19 protein-coding genes are annotated in these 19517 nt (G+C 70.5%); 9 read left to right on the forward strand and 10 right to left on the reverse strand.

Annotation, left to right across the window (positions count from 1 at the left end):
* Positions 1-126: 126 nt before the first annotated feature.
* From ABZS97_RS18810 to ABZS97_RS18830, 5 genes are all read right to left on the reverse strand, one after another.
* Entirely contained in the window at positions 127-1143 is a 1017-nt protein-coding gene (locus ABZS97_RS18810; protein WP_356139241.1) for an asparaginase, read from the reverse strand.
* 11 nt (positions 1144-1154) lie between these two features.
* Entirely contained in the window at positions 1155-2603 is a 1449-nt protein-coding gene (locus tag ABZS97_RS18815; protein WP_356139184.1) for an amino acid permease, read from the reverse strand.
* Positions 2600-3277, reverse strand: a complete 678-nt coding sequence (locus tag ABZS97_RS18820; protein WP_356139243.1) for a FadR/GntR family transcriptional regulator — start codon at positions 3275-3277, stop codon at positions 2600-2602. Before ABZS97_RS18820 ends, ABZS97_RS18815 begins: the two co-directional genes overlap by 4 nt.
* Positions 3278-3446: 169 nt before the next feature.
* Positions 3447-4280, reverse strand: coding sequence for an undecaprenyl-diphosphate phosphatase (locus tag ABZS97_RS18825; RefSeq protein WP_356139186.1), 834 nt, complete (start codon positions 4278-4280; stop codon positions 3447-3449).
* 341 nt (positions 4281-4621) lie between these two features.
* Positions 4622-5602 (reverse strand): SMP-30/gluconolactonase/LRE family protein, encoded by a 981-nt coding sequence (locus tag ABZS97_RS18830; RefSeq protein WP_356139188.1) that lies wholly within the window; start codon positions 5600-5602, stop codon positions 4622-4624.
* Between the two features lie 140 nt (positions 5603-5742).
* Between ABZS97_RS18830 and ABZS97_RS18835 the strand changes: the two genes are divergently transcribed.
* The 3 genes from ABZS97_RS18835 to ABZS97_RS18845 all read left to right on the forward strand — a co-directional run bounded on the left by ABZS97_RS18835 (position 5743) and on the right by ABZS97_RS18845 (position 8003).
* Complete coding sequence (locus tag ABZS97_RS18835; RefSeq protein WP_356139191.1) at positions 5743-6294, forward strand: isochorismatase family protein; 552 nt, start codon at positions 5743-5745, stop codon at positions 6292-6294.
* Positions 6291-7232: a DJ-1/PfpI family protein gene (locus ABZS97_RS18840; RefSeq protein WP_356139193.1), complete on the forward strand. Its 942-nt coding sequence runs from the start codon at positions 6291-6293 to the stop codon at positions 7230-7232. Before ABZS97_RS18835 ends, ABZS97_RS18840 begins: the two co-directional genes overlap by 4 nt.
* Before the next feature lie 249 nt (positions 7233-7481).
* Positions 7482-8003, forward strand: a complete 522-nt coding sequence (locus ABZS97_RS18845) for a hypothetical protein (RefSeq protein WP_356139195.1) — start codon at positions 7482-7484, stop codon at positions 8001-8003.
* 114 nt (positions 8004-8117) lie between these two features.
* On the opposite strand, the gene ABZS97_RS18850 is transcribed toward ABZS97_RS18845, so the two are convergent.
* The 4 genes from ABZS97_RS18850 to ABZS97_RS18865 all read right to left on the reverse strand — a co-directional run bounded on the left by ABZS97_RS18850 (position 8118) and on the right by ABZS97_RS18865 (position 13114).
* A complete protein-coding gene (locus ABZS97_RS18850; RefSeq protein ID WP_356139197.1) occupies positions 8118-8846 on the reverse strand; it encodes a hypothetical protein in 729 nt (242 codons plus the stop codon).
* A 46-nt stretch (positions 8847-8892) separates the two neighbouring features.
* Positions 8893-9180 (reverse strand): helix-turn-helix domain-containing protein, encoded by a 288-nt coding sequence (locus tag ABZS97_RS18855; protein WP_356139199.1) that lies wholly within the window; start codon positions 9178-9180, stop codon positions 8893-8895.
* Between the two features lie 213 nt (positions 9181-9393).
* Entirely contained in the window at positions 9394-10962 is a 1569-nt protein-coding gene (locus ABZS97_RS18860) for a glycosyl hydrolase 53 family protein (protein WP_356139201.1), read from the reverse strand.
* A 130-nt stretch (positions 10963-11092) separates the two neighbouring features.
* Positions 11093-13114: a beta-galactosidase gene (locus ABZS97_RS18865; protein ID WP_356139204.1), complete on the reverse strand. Its 2022-nt coding sequence runs from the start codon at positions 13112-13114 to the stop codon at positions 11093-11095.
* 239 nt (positions 13115-13353) lie between these two features.
* Between ABZS97_RS18865 and ABZS97_RS18870 the strand changes: the two genes are divergently transcribed.
* The 6 genes from ABZS97_RS18870 to ABZS97_RS18895 all read left to right on the forward strand — a co-directional run bounded on the left by ABZS97_RS18870 (position 13354) and on the right by ABZS97_RS18895 (position 18526).
* The gene (locus tag ABZS97_RS18870) at positions 13354-14679 is read left to right on the forward strand and encodes an extracellular solute-binding protein (protein ID WP_356139206.1); all 1326 of its coding nucleotides are present in this window, start codon (positions 13354-13356) and stop codon (positions 14677-14679) included.
* Entirely contained in the window at positions 14676-15599 is a 924-nt protein-coding gene (locus ABZS97_RS18875; protein WP_356139208.1) for a sugar ABC transporter permease, read from the forward strand. The genes ABZS97_RS18870 and ABZS97_RS18875 overlap by 4 nt, the downstream gene beginning before the upstream one ends.
* Complete coding sequence (locus ABZS97_RS18880; RefSeq protein WP_356139210.1) at positions 15596-16510, forward strand: carbohydrate ABC transporter permease; 915 nt, start codon at positions 15596-15598, stop codon at positions 16508-16510. Before ABZS97_RS18875 ends, ABZS97_RS18880 begins: the two co-directional genes overlap by 4 nt.
* On the forward strand, positions 16507-17538 hold the full coding sequence (locus ABZS97_RS18885; protein ID WP_356139213.1) for a LacI family DNA-binding transcriptional regulator: 1032 nt from the start codon (positions 16507-16509) through the stop codon (positions 17536-17538). Before ABZS97_RS18880 ends, ABZS97_RS18885 begins: the two co-directional genes overlap by 4 nt.
* Before the next feature lie 171 nt (positions 17539-17709).
* Positions 17710-18063 carry a VOC family protein gene (locus ABZS97_RS18890; RefSeq protein WP_356139215.1) on the forward strand — a complete coding sequence of 118 codons (354 nt, stop codon included), beginning with the start codon at positions 17710-17712 and terminating at the stop codon, positions 18061-18063.
* A gap of 70 nt (positions 18064-18133) precedes the next feature.
* A complete protein-coding gene (locus ABZS97_RS18895) occupies positions 18134-18526 on the forward strand; it encodes a MarR family transcriptional regulator (protein WP_356139217.1) in 393 nt (130 codons plus the stop codon).
* A gap of 56 nt (positions 18527-18582) precedes the next feature.
* Here ABZS97_RS18895 and pqqB read toward each other — a convergent pair whose 3' ends face one another.
* On the reverse strand, positions 18583-19467 hold the full coding sequence (gene pqqB, locus ABZS97_RS18900) for a pyrroloquinoline quinone biosynthesis protein PqqB (RefSeq protein ID WP_356139219.1): 885 nt from the start codon (positions 19465-19467) through the stop codon (positions 18583-18585).
* Positions 19468-19517: the final 50 nt, after the last annotated feature.

Genomic DNA, 19517 nt, shown 5'->3' on the forward strand with positions numbered 1-19517 from the left:
CGGTCGGGCGCAGGGGGCTGAGGAGGGCGTACGAGCGGCGAGGTACCGGATCGGGATCAGGCCGTACGTGGGCCGGGTGACCGGATCGGGATCAGGCCGTACGTGGGCCGGGTGACCGGATCGGGATCAGGCGTACGTGGGCCGGGTCACCGGGTCGAGGGCGCGGGTCGGCCGGAGGCTGCCGACCACGGCGTCGCCGCCGAGCAGCGGGGCCCCGGCGAACTCGGCGAGCGCGACGGGATCGACGCCGGCGCGGGCGAGGGCGGCGGCGGCCACCGGGACGCGGGCCCGGTCGGCACCGTCGGCGATCTTCACGGCGACGGCGCGCCCGTCGGGCAGGGCTGCGACCTGGACGCCTTCGAAGCCGTCCTTGGCGAGCAGCCCCGGTACGGCCCGCATCAGCGCGGCGACGTCACGGCCCGAGCCGGAGGCCATCTCGGCGTGTTCGCGCATCGCGTCGGCCACCTGCGCCTCGGGGGTGCCCGGTGCTGCGGTGGTGATCCGGGCGGCGGCGCGGGCGAGGCCGTGCAGGGAGATCGAGAAGAGCGGCGCGCCGCAGCCGTCGACGGTGACCTGGGCGATCGCCTGGCCGGTGAGGTCCTCGACGATCTCGGCGATGGCCTGTTGCAGGGGGTGCCCGGGGTCGAGGTAGTCGTCGAGGGACCAGCCGTTGAGCCGTGCGGTCAGCAGCATGGCCGCGTGCTTGCCGGAACAGTTCTGGGCGAGCCGGGAGGGCAACCGGCCCTCGCGTATCCAGGCCTCCCGGACCACCGGGTCGAAGGGGAGGTCCGGCGCGTTGCGCAGGGCGCTCTCGGGCAGGCCGGCCAGCTCCAGGATGCGCCGGGTGCCGGCCAGATGGCGTTCCTCGCCGGAGTGGCTGGCCGCCGCGAGCGACAGCAGCTCGCCGTCCAGCGGCAGCCCGGCCCGCAGCATCGCCACGGCCTGGACGGGCTTCAGCGCCGAGCGGGGGTAGCAGGCGGCCTCGATGTCGCCGATCTGGAGGTCGACGCCACCGTCGGCGGCCAGCACGACCACCGAGCCGTAGTGGATGCCCTCGATGACACCGCCGCGGACGAGATGGGCGACGGGTGCGTGGAGGGGTTCACGGATCGCGGGGGCCGCGGAGACCGAACTGCCGTACATCACTGCCTGGTTCACTTTCCTGCCTCGACCTGTATCGCGGCCACGCGGCGGCGCACTCCGTACCAGCCGGCGACGAGCGCGGCGGCGATCAGCGGGAGACACAGCACGGTGGTACGTCCGGCGCCTCCGTCGGCGTACATCAGCACGAGCACGGAGACGAGGAAGCCGATGGTGACGATCTCGGTCCACGGTGAGCCGGGCAGCCGGTAACTCGGCCGGGACAGCTCGCCGTTCTGGGTCTTCCGCCAGAACAGCAGGTGGCAGAGCATGATCATGCCCCAGGTGGAGAGGATGCCGATCGCCGCGAAGTTCAGCACGATCTCGAAGGCGTCGGCGGGGACGACGAAGTTGAGGCCGACGCCGAGGACGCAGATGCCGCTGGTGAGCAGGATGCCGCCGTAGGGGACCTGGCTGCGGCTCATGTTGCCGGTGAACTTCGGTGCGGATCCCGACATCGCCATGGAGCGCAGGATGCGGCCGGTGGAGTACAGGCCGGAGTTGAGCGAGGACATGGCGGCGGTCAGGACGACGAGGTTCATCACGCCGCCCGCCGCCGGGATGCCGATGTTGGAGAGCACCGTGACGAAGGGGCTCTGCGCCGCGCTGTACTTGCTCCAGGGCAGGAGCATCGACAGCAGGACCACGGAGCCGACGTAGAAGAGGCCCACGCGCCACATGATCGAGTTGATCGCCTTCGGCATGATCTTCTCGGGGTTCTCGGTCTCTCCCGCCGCGACGCCGACGAGCTCGACGGAGGCGTAGGCGAAGACGACGCCCTGGATGATCAGCAGCATGGGCAGCAGACCGTTGGGGAAGATGCCGCCGTTGTCCGTGATCAGGGACGGGCCGGGGTTGTGGCCGTCCACGGGGTGCTGCGTGACCAGCAGGAAGATGCCGATCAGCATGAAGACGACCAGCGCGCTCACCTTGATGATGGCGAACCAGAACTCCAGTTCGCCGAACATTTTCACGGATATCAGGTTCACGGTGAGGACGACGGCGAGTGCGATGAGCGCGATCACCCACTGCGGGATGTCGGAGAACATGCCCCAGTAGTGCGTGTAGAGCGCCACCGCGGTGATGTCGGCGATCCCGGTGGTCGCCCAGTTCAGGAAGTACATCCAGCCCGCGACGTACGCGCCCTTCTCGCCGAGGAACTCGCGGGCGTACGACACGAACGCGCCGGAGGAGGGCCGGTACAGGACCAGTTCACCGAGCGCGCGGACGACGAGGAACGCGAAGATTCCGCAGACGGCGTAGGCGATGAACAGGGAGGGGCCGGCGTCGGCGAGGCGGCCGCCGGCGCCGAGGAAGAGGCCGGTTCCGATGGCGCCGCCGATGGCGATCATGTTGACGTGGCGGGACTTCAGGGACTTGCTGTAGCCGGCGTCTCCGGCGTCGACGTGCGCGGCCGGTTGCCCGGTGGGCAGGGTCTCTTCTTTGAGGAACTGCTCGCTCACGCTTCGGTTCCGCCTTCCGTGGGGGTGTCCGCGTGCGCGGGACGCACGATGTCGGTGAGGGTCGTCTCGACCCGGTCGAGGTGGTGGGACATGGCCTCCACCGCGTCGCCCTCGCTGCCGTCGATGAGTGCCTCGACGATCGCCCGGTGCTCGCGGTTGGACTGCTCGCGCCGGCCGCCGAGCTCGTTGAGGAAGGCCGACTGGCGGGCCAGCGCGTCCCGGATCTCCTCGATGACCCGGCGGAAGACCGGGTTCTGGGCGGCCTGGGCGACGGCGAGATGGAAGAGCGTGTCCATGGCGACCCACGCGGTGGTGTCGGTCTCGTGCTCCATGCGGTCCAGCAGGTGCGCCAGATGGTCGAGGTCCTCCGGCGTGCGCCGCGCGGCGGCGTACCCGGCCACCGGGATCTCGACGTGCCGACGGACTTCCAGCAGGTCACTGGCCGCGTAGTCGCCGAAGGTGGGGTCCTCGACGGCGCTGGCGACGACGAAGGTGCCCTTGCCGGTCTTGGAGACGGTCAGGCCCATGGTCTGCAGGGCCCGCAGGGCCTCGCGCAGCACGGGCCGGCTGACCTCGAGAAGACGGCACAGCTCCGCCTCGGAGGGGAGCTTGTCCCCCACCGCGTACTCACCACGCTCGATGGCGCTGCGCAGATGGCCGAGCACCGCTTCCATGGCGCTGATGCGCCGCGGGCCGGAACCACCTGTCTGGCTGTCTGACAGGTTCACGGGGGTGATCCTCCGGGGGACGAGAGGGAGCTGTCAAGGGGGTCGGTATTTAAATTTTCACGGGGCGTGATACCTGAATACCGGTATCACGCCCCGTGCTGGATCACGTGAGAGATCAGCCGAGTACGTCTGTGGCCAGCAGGCCGAACAGCAGAACACCGACAACGATCCGGTAGATCACGAACGCGTTGAACGAGTGCTTGGCGACGAACTTCAGCAGCCAGGCGATCGAGCCGTACGCCACCACGAACGACACGGCCGTGCCGACGGCCAGCGGGGCCACGCCCACCCCGGTGCCCAGCGCGTCCTTCAGCTCGTACAGGCCCGCGCCGGTCAGGGCGGGGATGCCGAGGAAGAAGGAGAGCCGGGTGGCGGCGACCCGGTCGAGGTCCAGGATGAGCGCGGTGGACATGGTGGCGCCGGAGCGCGAGAAACCCGGGAAGAGCAGGGCGAGGATCTGCGAACTGCCCACCAGCATCGCGTCCTTGAACGAGGTGTCGTCCTCACCGCGCTTGTGCCGGCCCATCTGGTCCGCCGCCCACATCACGCCGCTGCCGACGATCAGCGACCCGGCCACCACCCACAGGGAGGCGAGGGGGCCCTCGATGAGCGGCTTGGCGGCCAGGCCCACGATCACGATCGGGATGGTCGCGTAGATGACCCACCAGGCGAACTTGTAGTCATGGCTCGTGCGCTCCTCGCGGTCGCGCAGCCCACGGCCCCAGGCGGAGACGATCCGCACGATGTCCTTGAAGAAGTACACGAGGACGGCAGCGATCGCGCCGACCTGGATCACGGCGGAGAATCCCACGACGGCGTCGTCGTCGACGGGGATGTCCATGAGCCCCTCGGCGATCTTGAGGTGACCGGTGGAGGACACGGGCAGGAATTCGGTCACGCCCTCGATCGCTCCGAGGACGACGGCCTGACCGACGTTGATGACGCTCATGGGATCCAGTTCTGCTCAGAGAAGGAGTGCGGCGGGCACAGTCTTACTACACGGACGTGACGCCCCACGCCCACCCGGGGGTTCCCGCCGCCCACCCCCGCAGGGCCCCAGCCGCACCGGGACTCCCCGAACGCCGCGCCGCGGCCGCCGCTGCGGGCAGCGGGGCCCGGCACAGGATCGCCAACGCCGGTGGCCGTGAAGGGGCCGGGGAAACAGTGTCGCGCAGGGTCCCCACCACCCGGTCGGTCAGGTACGCGCAGGCGCACCGACGATCGCACGGATGATCACCAAGAGTCGGCTCACAACCACTTCTTACCTTCCCCGAGGCCTCGCCACGGTCGTCAGCCGGTGGACTGCGGCAGATCGCACACCGCCACGCCGCGCTCCCACAGGCTGCCCAGGACCAGCCGACCGTCGGCCTCGCAGACGCTGGTGACCATACGGAAAGGGGCGCGTCGCCGCTCCAGGTGGTGCAGGGTGCGGCCCTGCTCGTCGACGGCGAGGACGGCGGCGAGGCCCGGAGGCCGGAACGGCGCCCGTACGGCCACCTTCGCGGCGGCGGCACGGACGGCGGGGCCCCGGCGGTGCAGCAGCTCCAGCGGGGGGACGCGGGGCCCGGCGAGTGCCACCCAGATCGGTCCGCCCGGGCTGCGCCACAGGTTGTCCGGCTGCCCCGGCAGATCGTCGGCGAAGACCTCGCTGCGACCGGCCGTCGGTCCGGTGAGCCAGTAGCGGGTGAGCCGGCGGGTGCCGGTCTCGGCGACGACGAGAAAGGACTCGTCGGTTGCCGGCGCGATCCCGTTCGCGAACTGCAGCCCCTCCAGGAGGACTTCGGGTTCCTTGTCGCCGGCTGCGAGGCGCAGCAGCCGTCCGGTCGCGGTGTGCTCGACCAGGTCGCCGATCCACTGCTCCAGGGGGTAACTCCGGCTGGAGACCGTGAAGTAGATGCTGCCGTCGGACAGGGCGACCGCGTTGCTGCAGAACCGGAGCGGCTGTCCTTGCACCGAATCGGCGAGGACGTGCACGGTGCCGTCGTCGAGGCACACCCGCAGCAGGCCGCGCCGGGCATCGCAGACCAACAGGGCGTTGTCCGGGAGGAGTTCGAGCCCGAGGGGCCTGCCGCCGGTGTCGGCGAGCGTCTCGACCCGCACACGGGAGGGGTCCGCGACGCCGTCCAGGCGCAGGATGCGTCCGTCCTCGACTCCGGTCAGCACGCGGCCGCGCGTGTCGGCGACGACGTCCTCGGGGCCGTGACCGCCGATCGCGACGAGGCGTTGGGGCTGGAGGGCCTGAGGACGGTGGGCTGTGCGTAGGTGGGCCATGTCTGCGTAGGCTGCCGCGATCCGCGGGAGGGGGCAAGCGCGCCGCGCGCGGGCCCGGCGGCAGGCGTGACCGGATCGTTCCGGTGGAGGCCTGGATCGGGCCTGCTCCCCGGGCATCGGCGCAGACCAGAATGGGGGACATGAACCGAGCGCTGATCGTCATCGATGTCCAGGAATCCTTCCGTGCCCGCAAGGAGTGGGAGCAGGCCGCCAACCCCGAGATCGCGGATCCGGTCAACCGGCTGGTCCGCCTCGCCCGCGCGAGCGGCGACCTGGTGGTCTGGGTCCTGCACTCCGAGCCCGGCAGCGGAACCGTGTTCGACCCCGCCCTGGGTCACGTACGGCTGATGGAAGAACTGGAGCAGCCGCAGCCCGGCGAACCGGTCCTGCACAAGACCTCCCACAACGCCTTCACCACCACCAATCTGCAGCAGCGGCTGACCGAGGCCGGCGTGCGCGAGCTGTCGGTCTGCGGCATCCGCACCGAGCAGTGCGTGGAGACCACCACCCGGGTCGGCAGCGACCTCGGCTACCGGATGACCTTCGTGACCGACGCGACGACCACCAACCCGATCGGTGACCTCGGCGCGGATGCGATCATCGAGCGCACGGAGGCGGTCCTGCGCGACCGCTTCGCGCGGATCGCCACGGTGGCCGAACTGGAGGCGGAGAGGGGAGCATCCCAGGCGTGAGCCTTGTCGTCTTCTTCCTGCTGCCCGGCGTCCATCTGCTCGATCTGGCCGGTCCGGCCCAGGTCTTCAGTACGGCGGCGGGCTACGGGCTGCCCTACCGCATCGCCTACGTCGGCGAGCAGGAGCAGGTGCAAAGCGCCCAGGGACTGCCGCTGACCGCGCGGACCGAATGGCCGGATCTCGGCGCCGACGACCTCGTCATGGTGCCCGGCTGGCGGGCGCCCACCCTTCGGGGCGGCCCGCAACCGGGCCCGGCCACCCTGGAGCGTCTGCGCTCCCACCATGCCGCCGGCGGCACCGTCGCCAGCGTGTGCGCCGGAGCCGAGGCGCTCGGCCTCGCGGGACTGCTGGACGGGCGCCGATGCACCACCCACCACGAGCACCAGGACGAGCTGGCCACCCGCCATCCCCGCGCGATCGTGGTCCGCGACGTGCTGTTCACCACCGACGACCGGGTGGTGACGTCGGCGGGTATCGCCAGCGGCATCGACCTGGCGCTGCATCTGCTGGCCGTACGCCACGGCGCGGCGAGCGCCGCCCAGGTGGCGCGGAACATGGTCGTCTACGCCCGCCGCAACGGCCACGAACCGCAGGCCAGCGCCATGCTGCGGCACCGATCCCATCTGGACGACACGGTCCACCGCGTCCAGGACCTCATCGACGCGCGGTTCGCCGAGCAGCTTCCGCTGGCCCGGCTGGCGTCCTCCGTCGGCGTCAGCGAGCGCACGCTGACCCGGCTGTTCCACCGCGCCGCCGACGGCCTCACCCCGCTGCGCTACCAGCAGATGCTCCGGCTGGAGCGCGCCGAGCACCTGATCAGCCATGGTGCGACGGTGGAGGGCGCGGCCCGCGAGGTCGGTTTCGAGGACGCCCGGATGCTGCGCCGCCTGCGGCAGCGGGCGCCCTCCGCGAGGTCCGGCGAGGCCGCACTGAACTGACCGCGGCCGGGCCGGCGCGTCACGCCGAACGGTCCTCCCACTCCTGCCTCAGCTGCCCTCATCTGGGAACTCGTCCGGGTGTCACGGTCGTGACGGACGGTCGTGAAGGGCCGGAGGAGGAGGTGCGACGCGATGCGAGGCAATGGCAGGCCGACACAGCGGAGCGGGCACGGGGCGGGCAGGCCGTCGGGACAGCACGACGGGCAGCCAACGCGCGGCCGATGGCTGTGGCGGTGGCGCAGGAATCCGTTGCGGCGACGCGACGACGTCGTCGAAGGGTGGGTCGTCCTGGGCGTATGGACGGCCATCGCGGTCGGTGCCCCCTTCACCGGCACGGTCTGCGCGCACTCCGCCGAGGACGCCTTCGCCCGGCAGCGCGCCGATCGGCACCCCGTGCAGGCCGTGCTGATGGACAACACGTCGAGCCCGGTACGGGCCGGCTGGGAGGGTACCCGGGTCCGCGCCACGGTCCGCTGGACGGCCGACGGCACCACGCGCACCGACCGGACAATGATCGATGCGGGACATCGGGTCGGCTCCGAGGTCAAGGTCTGGGTGAACGGTCAGGGCCGGCTCGTCACCCGCCCTCCGTCCGCGACGGAGAGTTCCGTGCAGGCCGACGCGCTCGGCCTGCTGGCCGCGACGGCGTTCGCCGCGCCGGTCTACGCCGGCGGACGCGTCCTGCGCCGTCAGCTGGACCGCCGCCGGATCGACGAGTGGGGCAGGGCGTGGGACCGGGTAGGGCCGCAGTGGGGACGGGAGAAGCGGTGAGCGGTTGCGCCCCGGGCTTCGGCGCTCCGACCCGGTGGCGCCGGCCGCACGGCCTCGTGGCGCGCAGCCGTACTCGTGCCGCGGCGCACCGGCTCTTACCGGTGCACCGGAGCGTCAGCCGACCGCGTCCCCGGGCGACACCCGGTGTGCCTCCAGGTCCGGGGAAGCCAGCAACTCGGCGATCAACGCCTCGGACCCGCCGATGTAGGTGCTCACCAGGTCGACGTCGCCGCCCAGGCACCAGGCGCGATCCTCGGGCCACCACAGATCGGGCAGCTCGGCGAACTCGTCCAGGGACACCGGCGAGACGGCTTCGGCCAGCGTTCCGGCGAGCAGTACCTCGTCCCGGCCGGGGGTCTCGAAGGAGGGCAACAGATCGAAGTCCCAGCGGCCGTAGCCGTTCCACAGCCCGAACCAGCAGCGCTCGGGGTTCCGCGTGTGCCGGGCCAGGACGGGGATCAGCGCCCGGGCGACACCGGGCGGGGTGGGACCCTCCGCCGCGTGTTCGTCCCAGACACCGGGCAGGCCGTAGTCGGCGGCGTTCTGATAGTCCCGGTCGGTCCCGATCAGCTCATGCCAGTTCGTGCCCGGCGCGACCTCACGGCCGTAGGCGGCGCCCACCGTCGACCACCGCACCGGCCGCTCCCCCAGTGACGCCGGATGCAGCACCCTCGCGTAGGCGGCGAACCCCGGCGCGGCGACACCCGCCACCGTGCCGAAGGCGCCGTTCCCAGGGGCACGTTCGGTCAGCCAGCGGGCCGGGCCGAGATCGTCGGTCCGCACGCGCAGGCGTCCGTACCGTTCGGGAGCGGGTTCTCGGTGCACCATTCCATAGCTGTCCACCCGCCGAGTCTGCCTGATTCCGCCGCCGGGCCGGGTGTCCGCGTTGCTACCAGCCCTTCTCGAACAGCCACCGCACATCGGCGATGCGCTCCTCGTCGCGGCGGTAGAAGGTGCGGCTGCTGATCCTGGTGGCCCGCAACAGTCCTATTCCGGCGAGGAGTTCGAGGTGTGCGCTGGCCACCGGGCGGCTCACTCCCAGCTTGTCGGCGACCGACTGGGAGCAGACGCCGTCGGTGACGGGGTCGGCGTGGGGCTGCGGTGGGAAGTGCGTGGCGGGGTCCCGGAGCCACTCCAGGATGTCCAGCCGTCTCTCGTTGCTCGGCACCCTCAGCATCTCTTCCCCCTCGGTCGGTCCGGCACCGCGCCGTACGGTCACTGTCTCGCGGCCGGGGGCCGTGTGCCCAGGCCTCAGCGGCCCCGGTCGGGGGCCGAACGGGCAGGGCCGGATGGGCCGTTCGGCCCCCGGCGTGCGCCGTCACGCGCGAAGGGACCCGGCCGCGCCTGGCGACCGGGCCCCTCCTCATGCGTTCAGTCCTTCGTCACCTGCTCAGCGGTGGCTGAACCACGACATGGCGGGCAGCGCCTTGTCGTCGAAGCCGAACAGGGCCTGGTTCTCCCAGCCGTTGCCGGAGGTGGCGTCGGCCGGGTCCCAGCCGTTGCCGGTGACCGCCGTCCAGGTGGCCTCCCAGTAGAAGACACCGAGGCCGCGTCCGTTCGGGACGGCCTCCACGATGCTCGCCACGTCGTTCATCCACGCCGTCTGCCCGGCCGTCGAGGCCGCGTAGCCGGAGACCAGTTCACCGGTGGTGTCGATCTGGTTGACGAGCGAGTCGTCGCTGTCGAGACGGAAGGGGTAGGCCGTCTCGGCGATGAACACGGGCTTGCCGTAGCGGGAGGCGACGTCGTCGAGCGTGGTCTGCGCCGCGGCGAGCGTGCCGTGCCAGTAGCCGTAGTACGACAGGCCGATCGCGTCGTAGTTGATCCCGTACGTCTTCGCGTTGTCGAACCACCAGCGGACGGTGGCGTCGTCACCCGCGTTGGCCAGGTGCAGGGCCACCACGGTGGAGGAGGAGACCGCCTTGGCCGCGCTGTAGCCGGAGTTGAGCAGCCCGGCGAGTTGCGACCAGTTGTCGGTGGAGCCCTCGGACCAGAGCATGCCGCCGTTGATCTCGTTGCCGACCTGCACCATGTCGGCGGTGGTGCCCTGCGCCTTGAGGGCGTTCAGGACGTCGTACGTGTGGTTGTAGACGTCCGTCTTGAGCTGGCTGTAGGTGTGTCCGGACCAGGCTGCGGGCTTGGTCTGCTTGCCCGGGTCGGCCCAGGTGTCGGAGTAGTGGAAGTCGACCAGCAGCTTCATGCCCTGCGCCTTGATGCGCTTGGCCATGGCGAGGACGCGCGTCTTGTTGTTGTAGCCGTCGGCGGGGTTAACCCAGACCTTCAGGCGCGCGTAGTTCATGCCGGAGGACTTCAGGACGGTGAGCGCGTCACTCGTGGTGCCGGAGCTCGTCTTGTACACGCCGCCCAGCGCCTCGCTCTTGGCGAGGGAGGAGATGTCGGCGCCCTTGATGCTCAGGCCCGTCGCGCCGGAGGCGAACGTCAGGTCGTCGACGTTGATCCAGTTGCCCGCGTTGGCATCGGAGTTGATGCTGATCGTGCACTGGTTGTTCGTCACCGCGATGGAGGTGACGATCCGGACCCAGCCGCTGCTGGACACCGGCAGCCCGGTGCGCTGCTCGGTGCTGCCGCAGTTCTTCAGCGCGATGTACGCCGAGTTCTGGCCGCCGCCGGAGCGGACCCAGGCGGTGAGGGTGTAGTTCCCGTTGGTCAGCCCGGAGAGGTACTGGTACGTCTCCACCTTGTAGGCGGCGGACGAGTAGTGGGTGAGGCGGTAACTGCCGCTGTGGCCACCGGACTCGGTGAAGGAGGCGGCGTTCTGGCCGCCCGCCGAGTACGTCGACCAGCCGGTCGGCGTGGCGGTGCCGGTGCCGTTCGACTCGAAGCCGCCGTTGGTGAGCGTGGAGGCGGCCTGGGCGGTGGTGACCGGCAGAGTGACAAGGGCCAGCCCCGCGAACAGCGGTATCAGCAGGGCCCGTAGAGCGCGTCTCGCGTGGAACATCGTCGTCCCTTCGACGAAGGTGGGGAGACTGGGGGTGTGGGGCGGCGCCGCGCCCGAAGGTCGGGGCCCGGCGCCGCCCGTCCGACCGGATGTCCCCCCAGGAGTCCGGTCGGGGTCTTGTGGGCGGGGATCAGCCGTCGAGTCGTACGACCCTGACGGCTCCCGCGGGCACGGACAGGCGCCCGGCGGCGCGTTCGCCGGTGAGCAGTTCCGTGCCGTGCGCGTCGAGGGGCACCTTGGCGTCGAGCGCGGAGTGGTTGATCGCGAACAGGAAGGTGCCCGACTCGCCGGTGCGGTGCACCAGTTCGACGTCGCGGGGGAGGTCGGCCCGTGGCGCGAGACGGGCGTCGTCGGCGGCCCAGCCGATGAGGGCGTCCAGCCCCTGCGCGGCCAGTCGGGTGGAGACGTACCAGGCCGAGCCCTTGCCGTGCCGGTGCCGGGTGATGGCGGGATGGCCGGCGGTCAGACCGTCGGCGTACGTCCACACGGTCTCGGCGCCGCGCGGCACCACGAACTCGGTCCACACATCGCCGCTGAGCTCGGAGCCGTCGGGGCCGGTGATGCGGACGCGGTCGTCCTTGAGCAGCGGCGAGAACTCCTCGACGGTCAGGCCGAGTACGTCGCGCAGGGGGCCGGGGTAGGGACCCTCGTGCACGGCGTCGTGCTCGTCGACGATGCCGGAGAAGTACGAGACGACGAGGGTGCCGCCGTTCTCGACGTACTCCCTGAGGTTGTTCCCGGCGGCCTCGGTCATCAGGTACAGCGCGGGCACGACGACAAGGGGATAGGCCGACAAGTCGGCTTCCGGGTGGGCGAAGTCGACGGTCAGGTGGCGGTCGTAGAGCGCCTCGTAGAACGCGTCGGCGCGCTCGCGCGGGTCGTGGTCCTCGCTGGGGCGCCAGTCGAGGGTCTGCGCCCACCAGGAGTGCCAGTCCCACAGGACGGCCACGTCGGCCTGGGTGCGGGTGCCCCGGACGGTGCTCAACGAGTCGAGGGAGGCGCCGAGTTCGACCACCTCGCGCCACACCCGGGAGTCCGTGCCGGCGTGCGGCAGCATCGAGGAGTGGAACTTCTCGGCGCCGCGCCGGGACTGGCGCCACTGGAAGAACATGGCGCCCTCGGAGCCGCGCGCCACATGGGCGAGGGAGTTGCGGGCCATCTGGCCCGGGGCCTTCGCGGGGTTGCGGGCCTGCCAGTTGACGCCCGAGGTGGAGTGTTCGAGCAGCAGCCAGGGGGCGCCGCCGGCCACCGAGCGGGTGAGGTCGGCGGCCATCGCGAGGTTCACATGGGTGCGGCGGCCGTCGGTGATCAGGTAGTGGTCGTTGGTGACCAGGTCGACCTCGCGGCCCCAGGCCCAGTAGTCGACGGAGTCGCACTGGCTGAGCGCGGTCATGAAGTTGGTGGTCACCGGGATGCCGGGCGAGAGGCGGTGCAGGATGTCCCGCTCGGCCACGAAGTTCTCGCGCATGGTGGCGTCGGCGAACCGCTTGTAGTCCAGCGCCTGGGCGGGGTTGCCGACGGTGGGAGTCGTCCGTGGCGGGTTGACCTGCTCGAAGTCCGTGTAGCGCTGGCCCCAGAAGGCGGTCCCCCAGGCCTCGTTGAGCGCCTCGACGGTCTCGTACGTCGCGCCCAGCCAGCGGCGGAAGTGCGCGGCGCAGGAGTCGCAGTAGCAGGCGGAGACGGGGACGCCGTACTCGTTGTGGACGTGCCACAGGGCGAGCGCCGGGTGGTCGGCGTACCGGGTGGCGAGCCGCGTGGTGATGTCGGCGGCTGCGGCGCGGTAGTCGGCGTTGCTGTGGCAGATGGCGCCGCGCGAGCCGAACTCGTAGCGGGTGCCGTCGGCGGCCACCGGCAGCGCGTCCGGGTGCTCGCGGTAGAACCACACCGGCGGGGCGACCGTCGGGGTGCCGAGGTCGGCGCGGATGCCGTTGTCGTGGAGCAGGTCGAGCAGCCGGTCGAGCCAGCCGAAGTCGTGGGCGCCGCGCTCGGGCTCGAGCATCGCCCAGGAGAAGATCCCGACGCTCACCATCGTGACGCCCGCCTCGCGCATCAGCCGGACGTCTTCGTGCCAGACGTGTTCCGGCCACTGCTCAGGGTTGTAGTCCCCTCCGAAGGCGAGCCGGGTGAGGCCCTTCGGGGTGGTCTCCGGCATGGATCTCTCCCGTGAAGTCGATCATTTGGGAACGTGCACACACATCGCCGACGGCGAGAGCCCAACATAACCGCACAGCAACAACCATTGACAAGTGTCCGGGATGTTTCTCTACTGTGAACGCTCACAGACACAGCGCAGGTCTTTGCGCCAAGCATTGATCCTGGTTATGTGAACGCTCACAGAAGCATGGCAGGCCTCCGCAGCAGGCGGAGACCCAGGTCAGGGGAGAACGATCCATGCCCAACACGAAGCTCAGCCGCCTCGTGGCCACCGCCCTCGCCGTCACGCTCGGCGCCACCGCCCTCGCCGCTTGCGGCTCGTCCGACAAGGACAGCGACAGCGACGCCCAGTCCGGGCCCGCCTCGCTGACCTACTGGACCTGGACCCCGGGCATGGACAAGGTCGCGGACCTGTGGAACAAGGGGCCGGGGAAGAAGCAGCAGATCACGGTGACCGTGAAGAAGCAGGCGTCCGGCGACACGCTGGTCACCAAGATCCTCACGGCGCACAAGGCGAAGAAGGCCCCGGACCTGGTCCAGGCCGAGTACCAGGCGCTGCCGACCCTGGTCAGCAATGACGCCCTGGCCGACATAGCGGGCGACGTGAAGGACGCGAAGTCCGACTTCGCCGACGGCGTCTGGCAGCAGACCACGCTCGGCACGGACGCGGTCTACGCGATCCCGCAGGACATCGGTCCGATGATGTTCTACTACCGCCAGGACCTCTTCAAGAAGTACGGCCTGAAGGTTCCGACGACCTGGGACGAGTTCGCCGAGACCGCCCGCGCTCTGAAGAAGAAGGCCCCCGAGAAGGACCTGACCACCTTCTCCGCCAACGACTCCGGCCTCTTCGCCGGTCTCGCCCAGCAGGCCGGTGCCAAGTGGTGGACGACCTCGGGCGAGAAGTGGAAGGTCGGCATCGACGACGCGGCGTCGAAGAAGGTCGCCGACTTCTGGGGCGGCCTCGTCAAGGAGGGCGCGATCGACAACCAGCCGATGTACACGCCGTCCTGGAACAAGGCGCTGAACACCGGCAAGCAGATCGCCTGGGTCAGCGCGGTCTGGGCGCCCGGCACCCTGACCACGGCGGCCCCCGACACCAAGGGCAAGTGGGCGATGGCCCCGCTGCCGCAGTGGTCCGCCTCAGAGAAGGTCACCGGCAGCTGGGGCGGCTCCTCCACGGCCGTCACCACGGACTCGAACCACAAGGCGGCCGCCGCGAAGTTCGCCGCCTGGCTGAACACCGACCCCGAGGCGCTGACCGCGCTGGCGAAGGAGGGCGGCATCTACCCCGCCGCCACGACCGCGCAGACCAGTGACGCCTTCGCCCAGCCGCCGGCCTTCTTCTCGAACCAGTCGGACTTCTACGCCCGGGCCTCCGAGATCGCGAAGTCCACGGCGCCCTCGGCCTGGGGCCCGAACGTGAACGTCGCCTACACGACCTTCAAGGACGCGTTCGGCGCCGCCGCCAAGAACAAGTCGGACTTCTCCGCCGCCCTGACCAAGATGCAGGGTGACACGGTCGCCGACCTCGAGAAGCAGGGCTTCGAGGTCGCCGAGTGACCACGGCACGCCGGAAGTCGTACGGGGTCAGGACGGCCCCGTACGCTTTCCTCCTCCCCGCGACGATCCTGTTCGCCCTGTTCTTCGCGCTGCCCATCGGGTACGCGCTCTGGCTCAGCCTCCACAAGGTGCACGTCTCGGGCCTCGGTCTGGGCTCGGGTGCCCGCAAGGAGGTCTGGGCCGGCCTGGAGAACTACAAGGACGCCCTGAGCGACTCCGAGCTCCTCGACGGCGCGCTGCGCGTGGTCGGCTACGGTGCCATCGTGGTCCCGGTGATGCTCGGGCTCGCCCTGCTCTTCGCGCTGATGCTCGACACGGACAAGGTGCGGCTCGCGCCCTTCACCCGGCTCGCGATCTTCCTGCCGTACGCCATCCCCGGCGTCGTGGCGGCGCTGCTGTGGGGCTTCCTGTACCTGCCGGACGTCAGCCCGTTCTACTTCATCCTCGACAAGCTGGGGATGCCGCAGCCGGACCTGCTGGACGGCGGCCCGCTCTACCTCGCGCTGTCGAACATCGCGGTCTGGGGCGGCACCGGCTTCAACATGATCGTCATCTACACCTCTCTCAAGGCCATCCCGGTCGAGGTGTACGAGGCGGCGAAGCTGGACGGTGCCACGCCACTGCAGGTCGCGCTGAAGATCAAGATCCCGATGGTGGCGCCCTCGCTGGTGCTCACCTTCTTCTTCTCGATCATCGCGACGCTCCAGGTGTTCAGCGAGCCGACCACCCTCAAACCGCTCACCAACTCCGTTCCCACGACCTGGAGTCCGCTGATGAAGGTGTACCAGGACGCCTTCGGCAAGGGCGACATCTACGCGGCCGCCGCGGAGGCGACGATCATCGCCCTCGCCACGCTCGTCCTGTCCTTCGGATTCCTGCGCGCCGCGAACTCCCGTAACAAGCAGGAGGAAGCACGATGAGTTCTCTTGCCACCGGCGACATCCGCAAGGCCGCCCCGGCGGCCGGCACCACGCCCGGCACCGCCCAGGGCCCGCCGCTGCGCCGCCGGATCGCACTCGTCCCCACCCTCACCCTGCTGCTGGGCGCGCTGTACTGCCTGCTGCCGGTCGCCTGGGTGGTGATCGCGGCCACCAAGTCGGGCCGTGAGCTGTTCTCGACGTTCACGTTCCTGCCGGGCACCGGCTTCACCCAGAACGTCAAGGATCTCAACGCCTACCGCGACGGCGTCTACTGGAAGTGGATGGGCAACTCCGCCCTCTACGCGGGCCTGGGCGCCCTCCTGTCGACGGCCGTCTCGGCGCTCAGCGGTTACGCCCTCGCCGTCTACCGCTTCCGCGGCCGCGAGACCGTCTTCAGCGTGCTCATGGCGGGCGTGCTGATGCCGCCGGTGATCCTCGCGATCCCGCAGTACCTGCTGCTGGCCAAGGCGGACATCACCGACTCGTACGCCTCCGTGCTCCTGCCCCTCATCCTCTCCCCGTACGGCGTGTACCTCGCCCGGATCTACGCGGCCGCGGCCGTGCCCGGTGACGTGGTGGAGGCCGGGCGGATGGACGGGGCGAGCGAGTGGCGGATCTTCACGCGGATCGCGCTGCCGATGATGGTGCCCGGACTGGTGACGGTGTTCCTGTTCCAGTTCGTGGCGGTCTGGAACAACTTCCTGCTGCCGTACATCATGCTCAGTGACGACGAGAAGTTCCCGATCACACTGGGCCTGTTCACCCTGCTGGAGCAGGGCGCCAACACCCCCGCCCTGTACACGCTGGTCATCACCGGCGCTCTGCTGGCGGTGCTCCCGCTGATCGCCCTGTTCCTGGTCATCCAGCGGTTCTGGAGCCTCGACCTGCTGTCCGGGGCCGTAAAGTCATGACCATGAGCAACACGGGGGGCAGGCGCAAACCGCCGACGATCCACGACGTGGCGCGTGAGGCGGGGGTCTCGCGCGGCACCGTGTCACGGGTGCTCAACGGCGGCCACTATGTGAGCCCCGCCGCCCAGGAGGCGGTCAACGCCGCCATCCACCGCACGGGTTACGTGGTGAACCGGCACGCCCGCTCGCTGATCACCGGGCGTTCCGACTCGATCGGCTTCCTGCTGACCGAGCCTCAGGAGCGGTTCTTCGAGGACCCCAACTTCAATGTCCTGCTGCGTGGTTGCACGCAGGCGCTGGCCGCCCACGACGTCCCGCTCCTGCTGATGCTCGCCGGGACCGAGGACGAACGGCGGCGTATAACGCGGTACATCACCGCGGGTCACGTCGACGGCGTGCTGCTGGTCTCCAGTCACTCCGGCGACCCGGTCGCCGAGGAACTGCGCGAGGCCGGGGTGCCGCTGGTCGCCTGCGGCAAGCCGATCGGCCTGGGTTCCAAGGTGAGTTACGTCGCCGCGGACGACCGTGACGGCGCCCGCGACATGGTCCAGCACCTGTTGTCGCTGGGCCGTCGCCGCATCGGCATGGTCACGGGTCCGCTCGACACCCCCGGTGGCGTCGAGCGTCTGGCGGGCTACCGCGAGGTGCTGTCCGCCGCGGGCATCGAGGCCGACGACCGCCTCATCGCCTCCGGCGACTACAGCCGGGCCAGCGGTGAGGCCGGCGCCGAGCAGCTCCTCGCGCGGGTCCCGGACATGGACGCCGTCTTCGTGGCCTCCGACCTGATGGCGCAGGGCGTACTGGCGGCCCTGCGCAAGGCCGGGCTGCGGGTGCCGGAGGACGTGTCGGTCGGCGGCTTCGACGACTCCCCCGCCGCGACGGCGGCCAACCCCGCCCTCACCACCATCCGCCAGCCCTGGGACCGCATCAGCAACGAGATGGTGCGCGTCCTGCTTGCCCAGATAGGGGGCGAGGACCCGGCGGCGGTGATCCTGCCGACGGAACTGGTGCGGCGGCAGTCGACCTGAGCGAGTGGTGGGCGGCAGCGGCCGTGTCGCCCACCACCGTCGGCCAAGGCGTCGACCGGTCAGGATCGAAGAAGCCACCGGGCACTCCGCGGACCTAACGTGAAGGAGCCGACGACAACACGTCGGCACGCCGGACAGCGGCACCCCGACACGCACTCCCTAGGAGACGTCATGACCGACGGCCTGAAGACCATCATCTACCCCGTCAAGGACCTCACCCGGACGAAGGCCCTGTTCAGCGCGCTGCTGGGGGTGGAGCCGTACGCGGACGAGCCCTACTACGTGGGCTACAAGGACGCCGGGCAGGACGTGGGTCTGGACCCCAACGGGCACGCCAAGGGGATGACCGGACCCGTTCCCTACTGGCACGTCACCGACATCCGGGCGACGCTGGCGGGTCTCGTCGAGGCCGGCGCCGAGCTGCTGCAGGACGTCCAGGACGTGGGCGGCGGCAAGCTGATCGCCTCGGTCAAGGACGCGGACGGCAACCTGGTCGGCATCACGCAGGACCCGCCCACCGCCTAGCCCGACCATTGCATGCAGCTGCACTAATTGCATACTCAACGAATGGCCGGATCTCTGTTATCGTTCAGATATGGCAGCGAAGACGGCCGGTACGCGGCTTGAGGAGCGGTGGCGGGACATCCTGTCGGTGCACGCGCGCACCATGTGCGAGATCGACCGCGTGCTGCATCCGTACGGCCTCGGCGCCAGCGACTTCGAGGTGCTCGACATCCTGGCCTCCGAGGCTGCCGCCGCGCCGGGCGAGCAGTGCCGGGTGCAGAACATCGTCGGCCGGGTGCACCTGAGCCAGAGCGCCTTGTCCCGCCTGATCGGCCGGCTGGACAAGGACGGCCTGGTGGAGCGCAGCGTCTGCCAGGAGGACCGCCGTGGCGTGTGGGTCGCGCTCACCCCGAAGGGCCGCGACCTGCACACGGAGGTCCGCCCCCTGCAACGCGCCGCCCTCGCCCGCATGCTGAACGACTAGCGGCCGCACGGCGGCGCACCGGCCCCGACCAGGGCCGTACGGCCCGCGGAGCGGCCCTAGAGGGCCACCTCGGCGCCGTCCTCCAGCACCTCGACGCCTGTCTCCGTGACCCGGGCACGGGCCTCCGAGTCCGGGTCAAGCAGCGGGTTGGTGTTGTTGAGGTGCGTGTAGATCCGGCGCACGCGGGGGTGGCGGGCCAGAGCGGCCAGGCTGCCCTGCGCCCCGGAGACCGGGAGGTGCCCCATCGCGGCCTGCCCGGCGGGGGCGCGCACCGCACCGCCCATCTCGTCGGCCGCGTAGAACGTGCCGTCCAGAAGTACGCAGTCCGCCGTGGTCAGCAGCCCGTCCAGCGCCGGGGTCCACCGGGCCACGCAGGGTGCGTACACGAGCACTCCCCCGGTGGCCAGGTCCTCGATCCGGTACGCCGTCACCCACCGCGTGTCCTCGGCCGCACCGGACACGTACTTGGGGATCTTGGATCCGATCGGGTGCGCGGTGACCACAAGACCCCCCGACAGGACGAAGCCGCCCTCGGCCAGGCTGTCCGCCCACACCCACGGGGCGTAGCGGTCCAGCATGCCGCGCAGCGGTGCCAGCGTGGCCAGGACCGCCGGCGGGGCGTAGACCGTGAGGTCGGCACCGCCGCGCAGGATGGTCAGCCCCATGACGTGGTCGGCCTCGGCGTCGGTCAGCAGCACCCCCCGTACGGGCGTGTCCCTGGGCCCGGGTCCCGGTGCGAGCACGGGGGCCGCGATGAGCTGCGTACGGATGTCGGGTGAGGCGTTGAGCAGCCACCAGTCGCGGGCGTTGCCGCTGACGGCGACGCACTCCTGCGTGCGCGCGGGCAGCTTGCCGTCGCGGGCCGCCGCGCACAGCGCGCAGGCGCAGTTCCACTGCGGGAAGCCGCCCCCGGCGGCCGTGCCCAGCAAGGCGACTCTCACAGCGATCCCACCTCTCCGTATCGGACCGTTCCCCGCAGGATGTTTCCCTG

Origin of the sequence: Streptomyces sp. NPDC005485 (genome assembly GCF_040606085.1) — a bacterium.
GTDB lineage: Bacteria > Actinomycetota > Actinomycetes > Streptomycetales > Streptomycetaceae > Streptomyces.

Bases quoted from the DNA above. Each gene is read 5' to 3' on its own strand.
- ABZS97_RS18810 (WP_356139241.1), bottom strand. From the start codon at position 1,143: ATGTACGGCAGTTCGGTCTCCGCGGCCCCCGCGATCCGTGAACCCCTC.
- ABZS97_RS18820 (WP_356139243.1), bottom strand. From the start codon at position 3,277: ATGGAAGCGGTGCTCGGCCATCTGCGCAGCGCCATCGAGCGTGGTGAG.
- ABZS97_RS18825 (WP_356139186.1), bottom strand. From the start codon at position 4,280: ATGAGCGTCATCAACGTCGGTCAGGCCGTCGTCCTCGGAGCGATCGAG.
- ABZS97_RS18830 (WP_356139188.1), bottom strand. From the start codon at position 5,602: ATGGCCCACCTACGCACAGCCCACCGTCCTCAGGCCCTCCAGCCCCAA.
- ABZS97_RS18835 (WP_356139191.1), top strand. From the start codon at position 5,743: ATGAACCGAGCGCTGATCGTCATCGATGTCCAGGAATCCTTCCGTGCC.
- ABZS97_RS18855 (WP_356139199.1), bottom strand. From the start codon at position 9,180: ATGCTGAGGGTGCCGAGCAACGAGAGACGGCTGGACATCCTGGAGTGG.
- ABZS97_RS18860 (WP_356139201.1), bottom strand. From the start codon at position 10,962: ATGTTCCACGCGAGACGCGCTCTACGGGCCCTGCTGATACCGCTGTTC.
- ABZS97_RS18865 (WP_356139204.1), bottom strand. From the start codon at position 13,114: ATGCCGGAGACCACCCCGAAGGGCCTCACCCGGCTCGCCTTCGGAGGG.
- ABZS97_RS18870 (WP_356139206.1), top strand. From the start codon at position 13,354: ATGCCCAACACGAAGCTCAGCCGCCTCGTGGCCACCGCCCTCGCCGTC.
- ABZS97_RS18880 (WP_356139210.1), top strand. From the start codon at position 15,596: ATGAGTTCTCTTGCCACCGGCGACATCCGCAAGGCCGCCCCGGCGGCC.
- ABZS97_RS18885 (WP_356139213.1), top strand. From the start codon at position 16,507: ATGACCATGAGCAACACGGGGGGCAGGCGCAAACCGCCGACGATCCAC.
- ABZS97_RS18890 (WP_356139215.1), top strand. From the start codon at position 17,710: ATGACCGACGGCCTGAAGACCATCATCTACCCCGTCAAGGACCTCACC.
- ABZS97_RS18895 (WP_356139217.1), top strand. From the start codon at position 18,134: ATGGCAGCGAAGACGGCCGGTACGCGGCTTGAGGAGCGGTGGCGGGAC.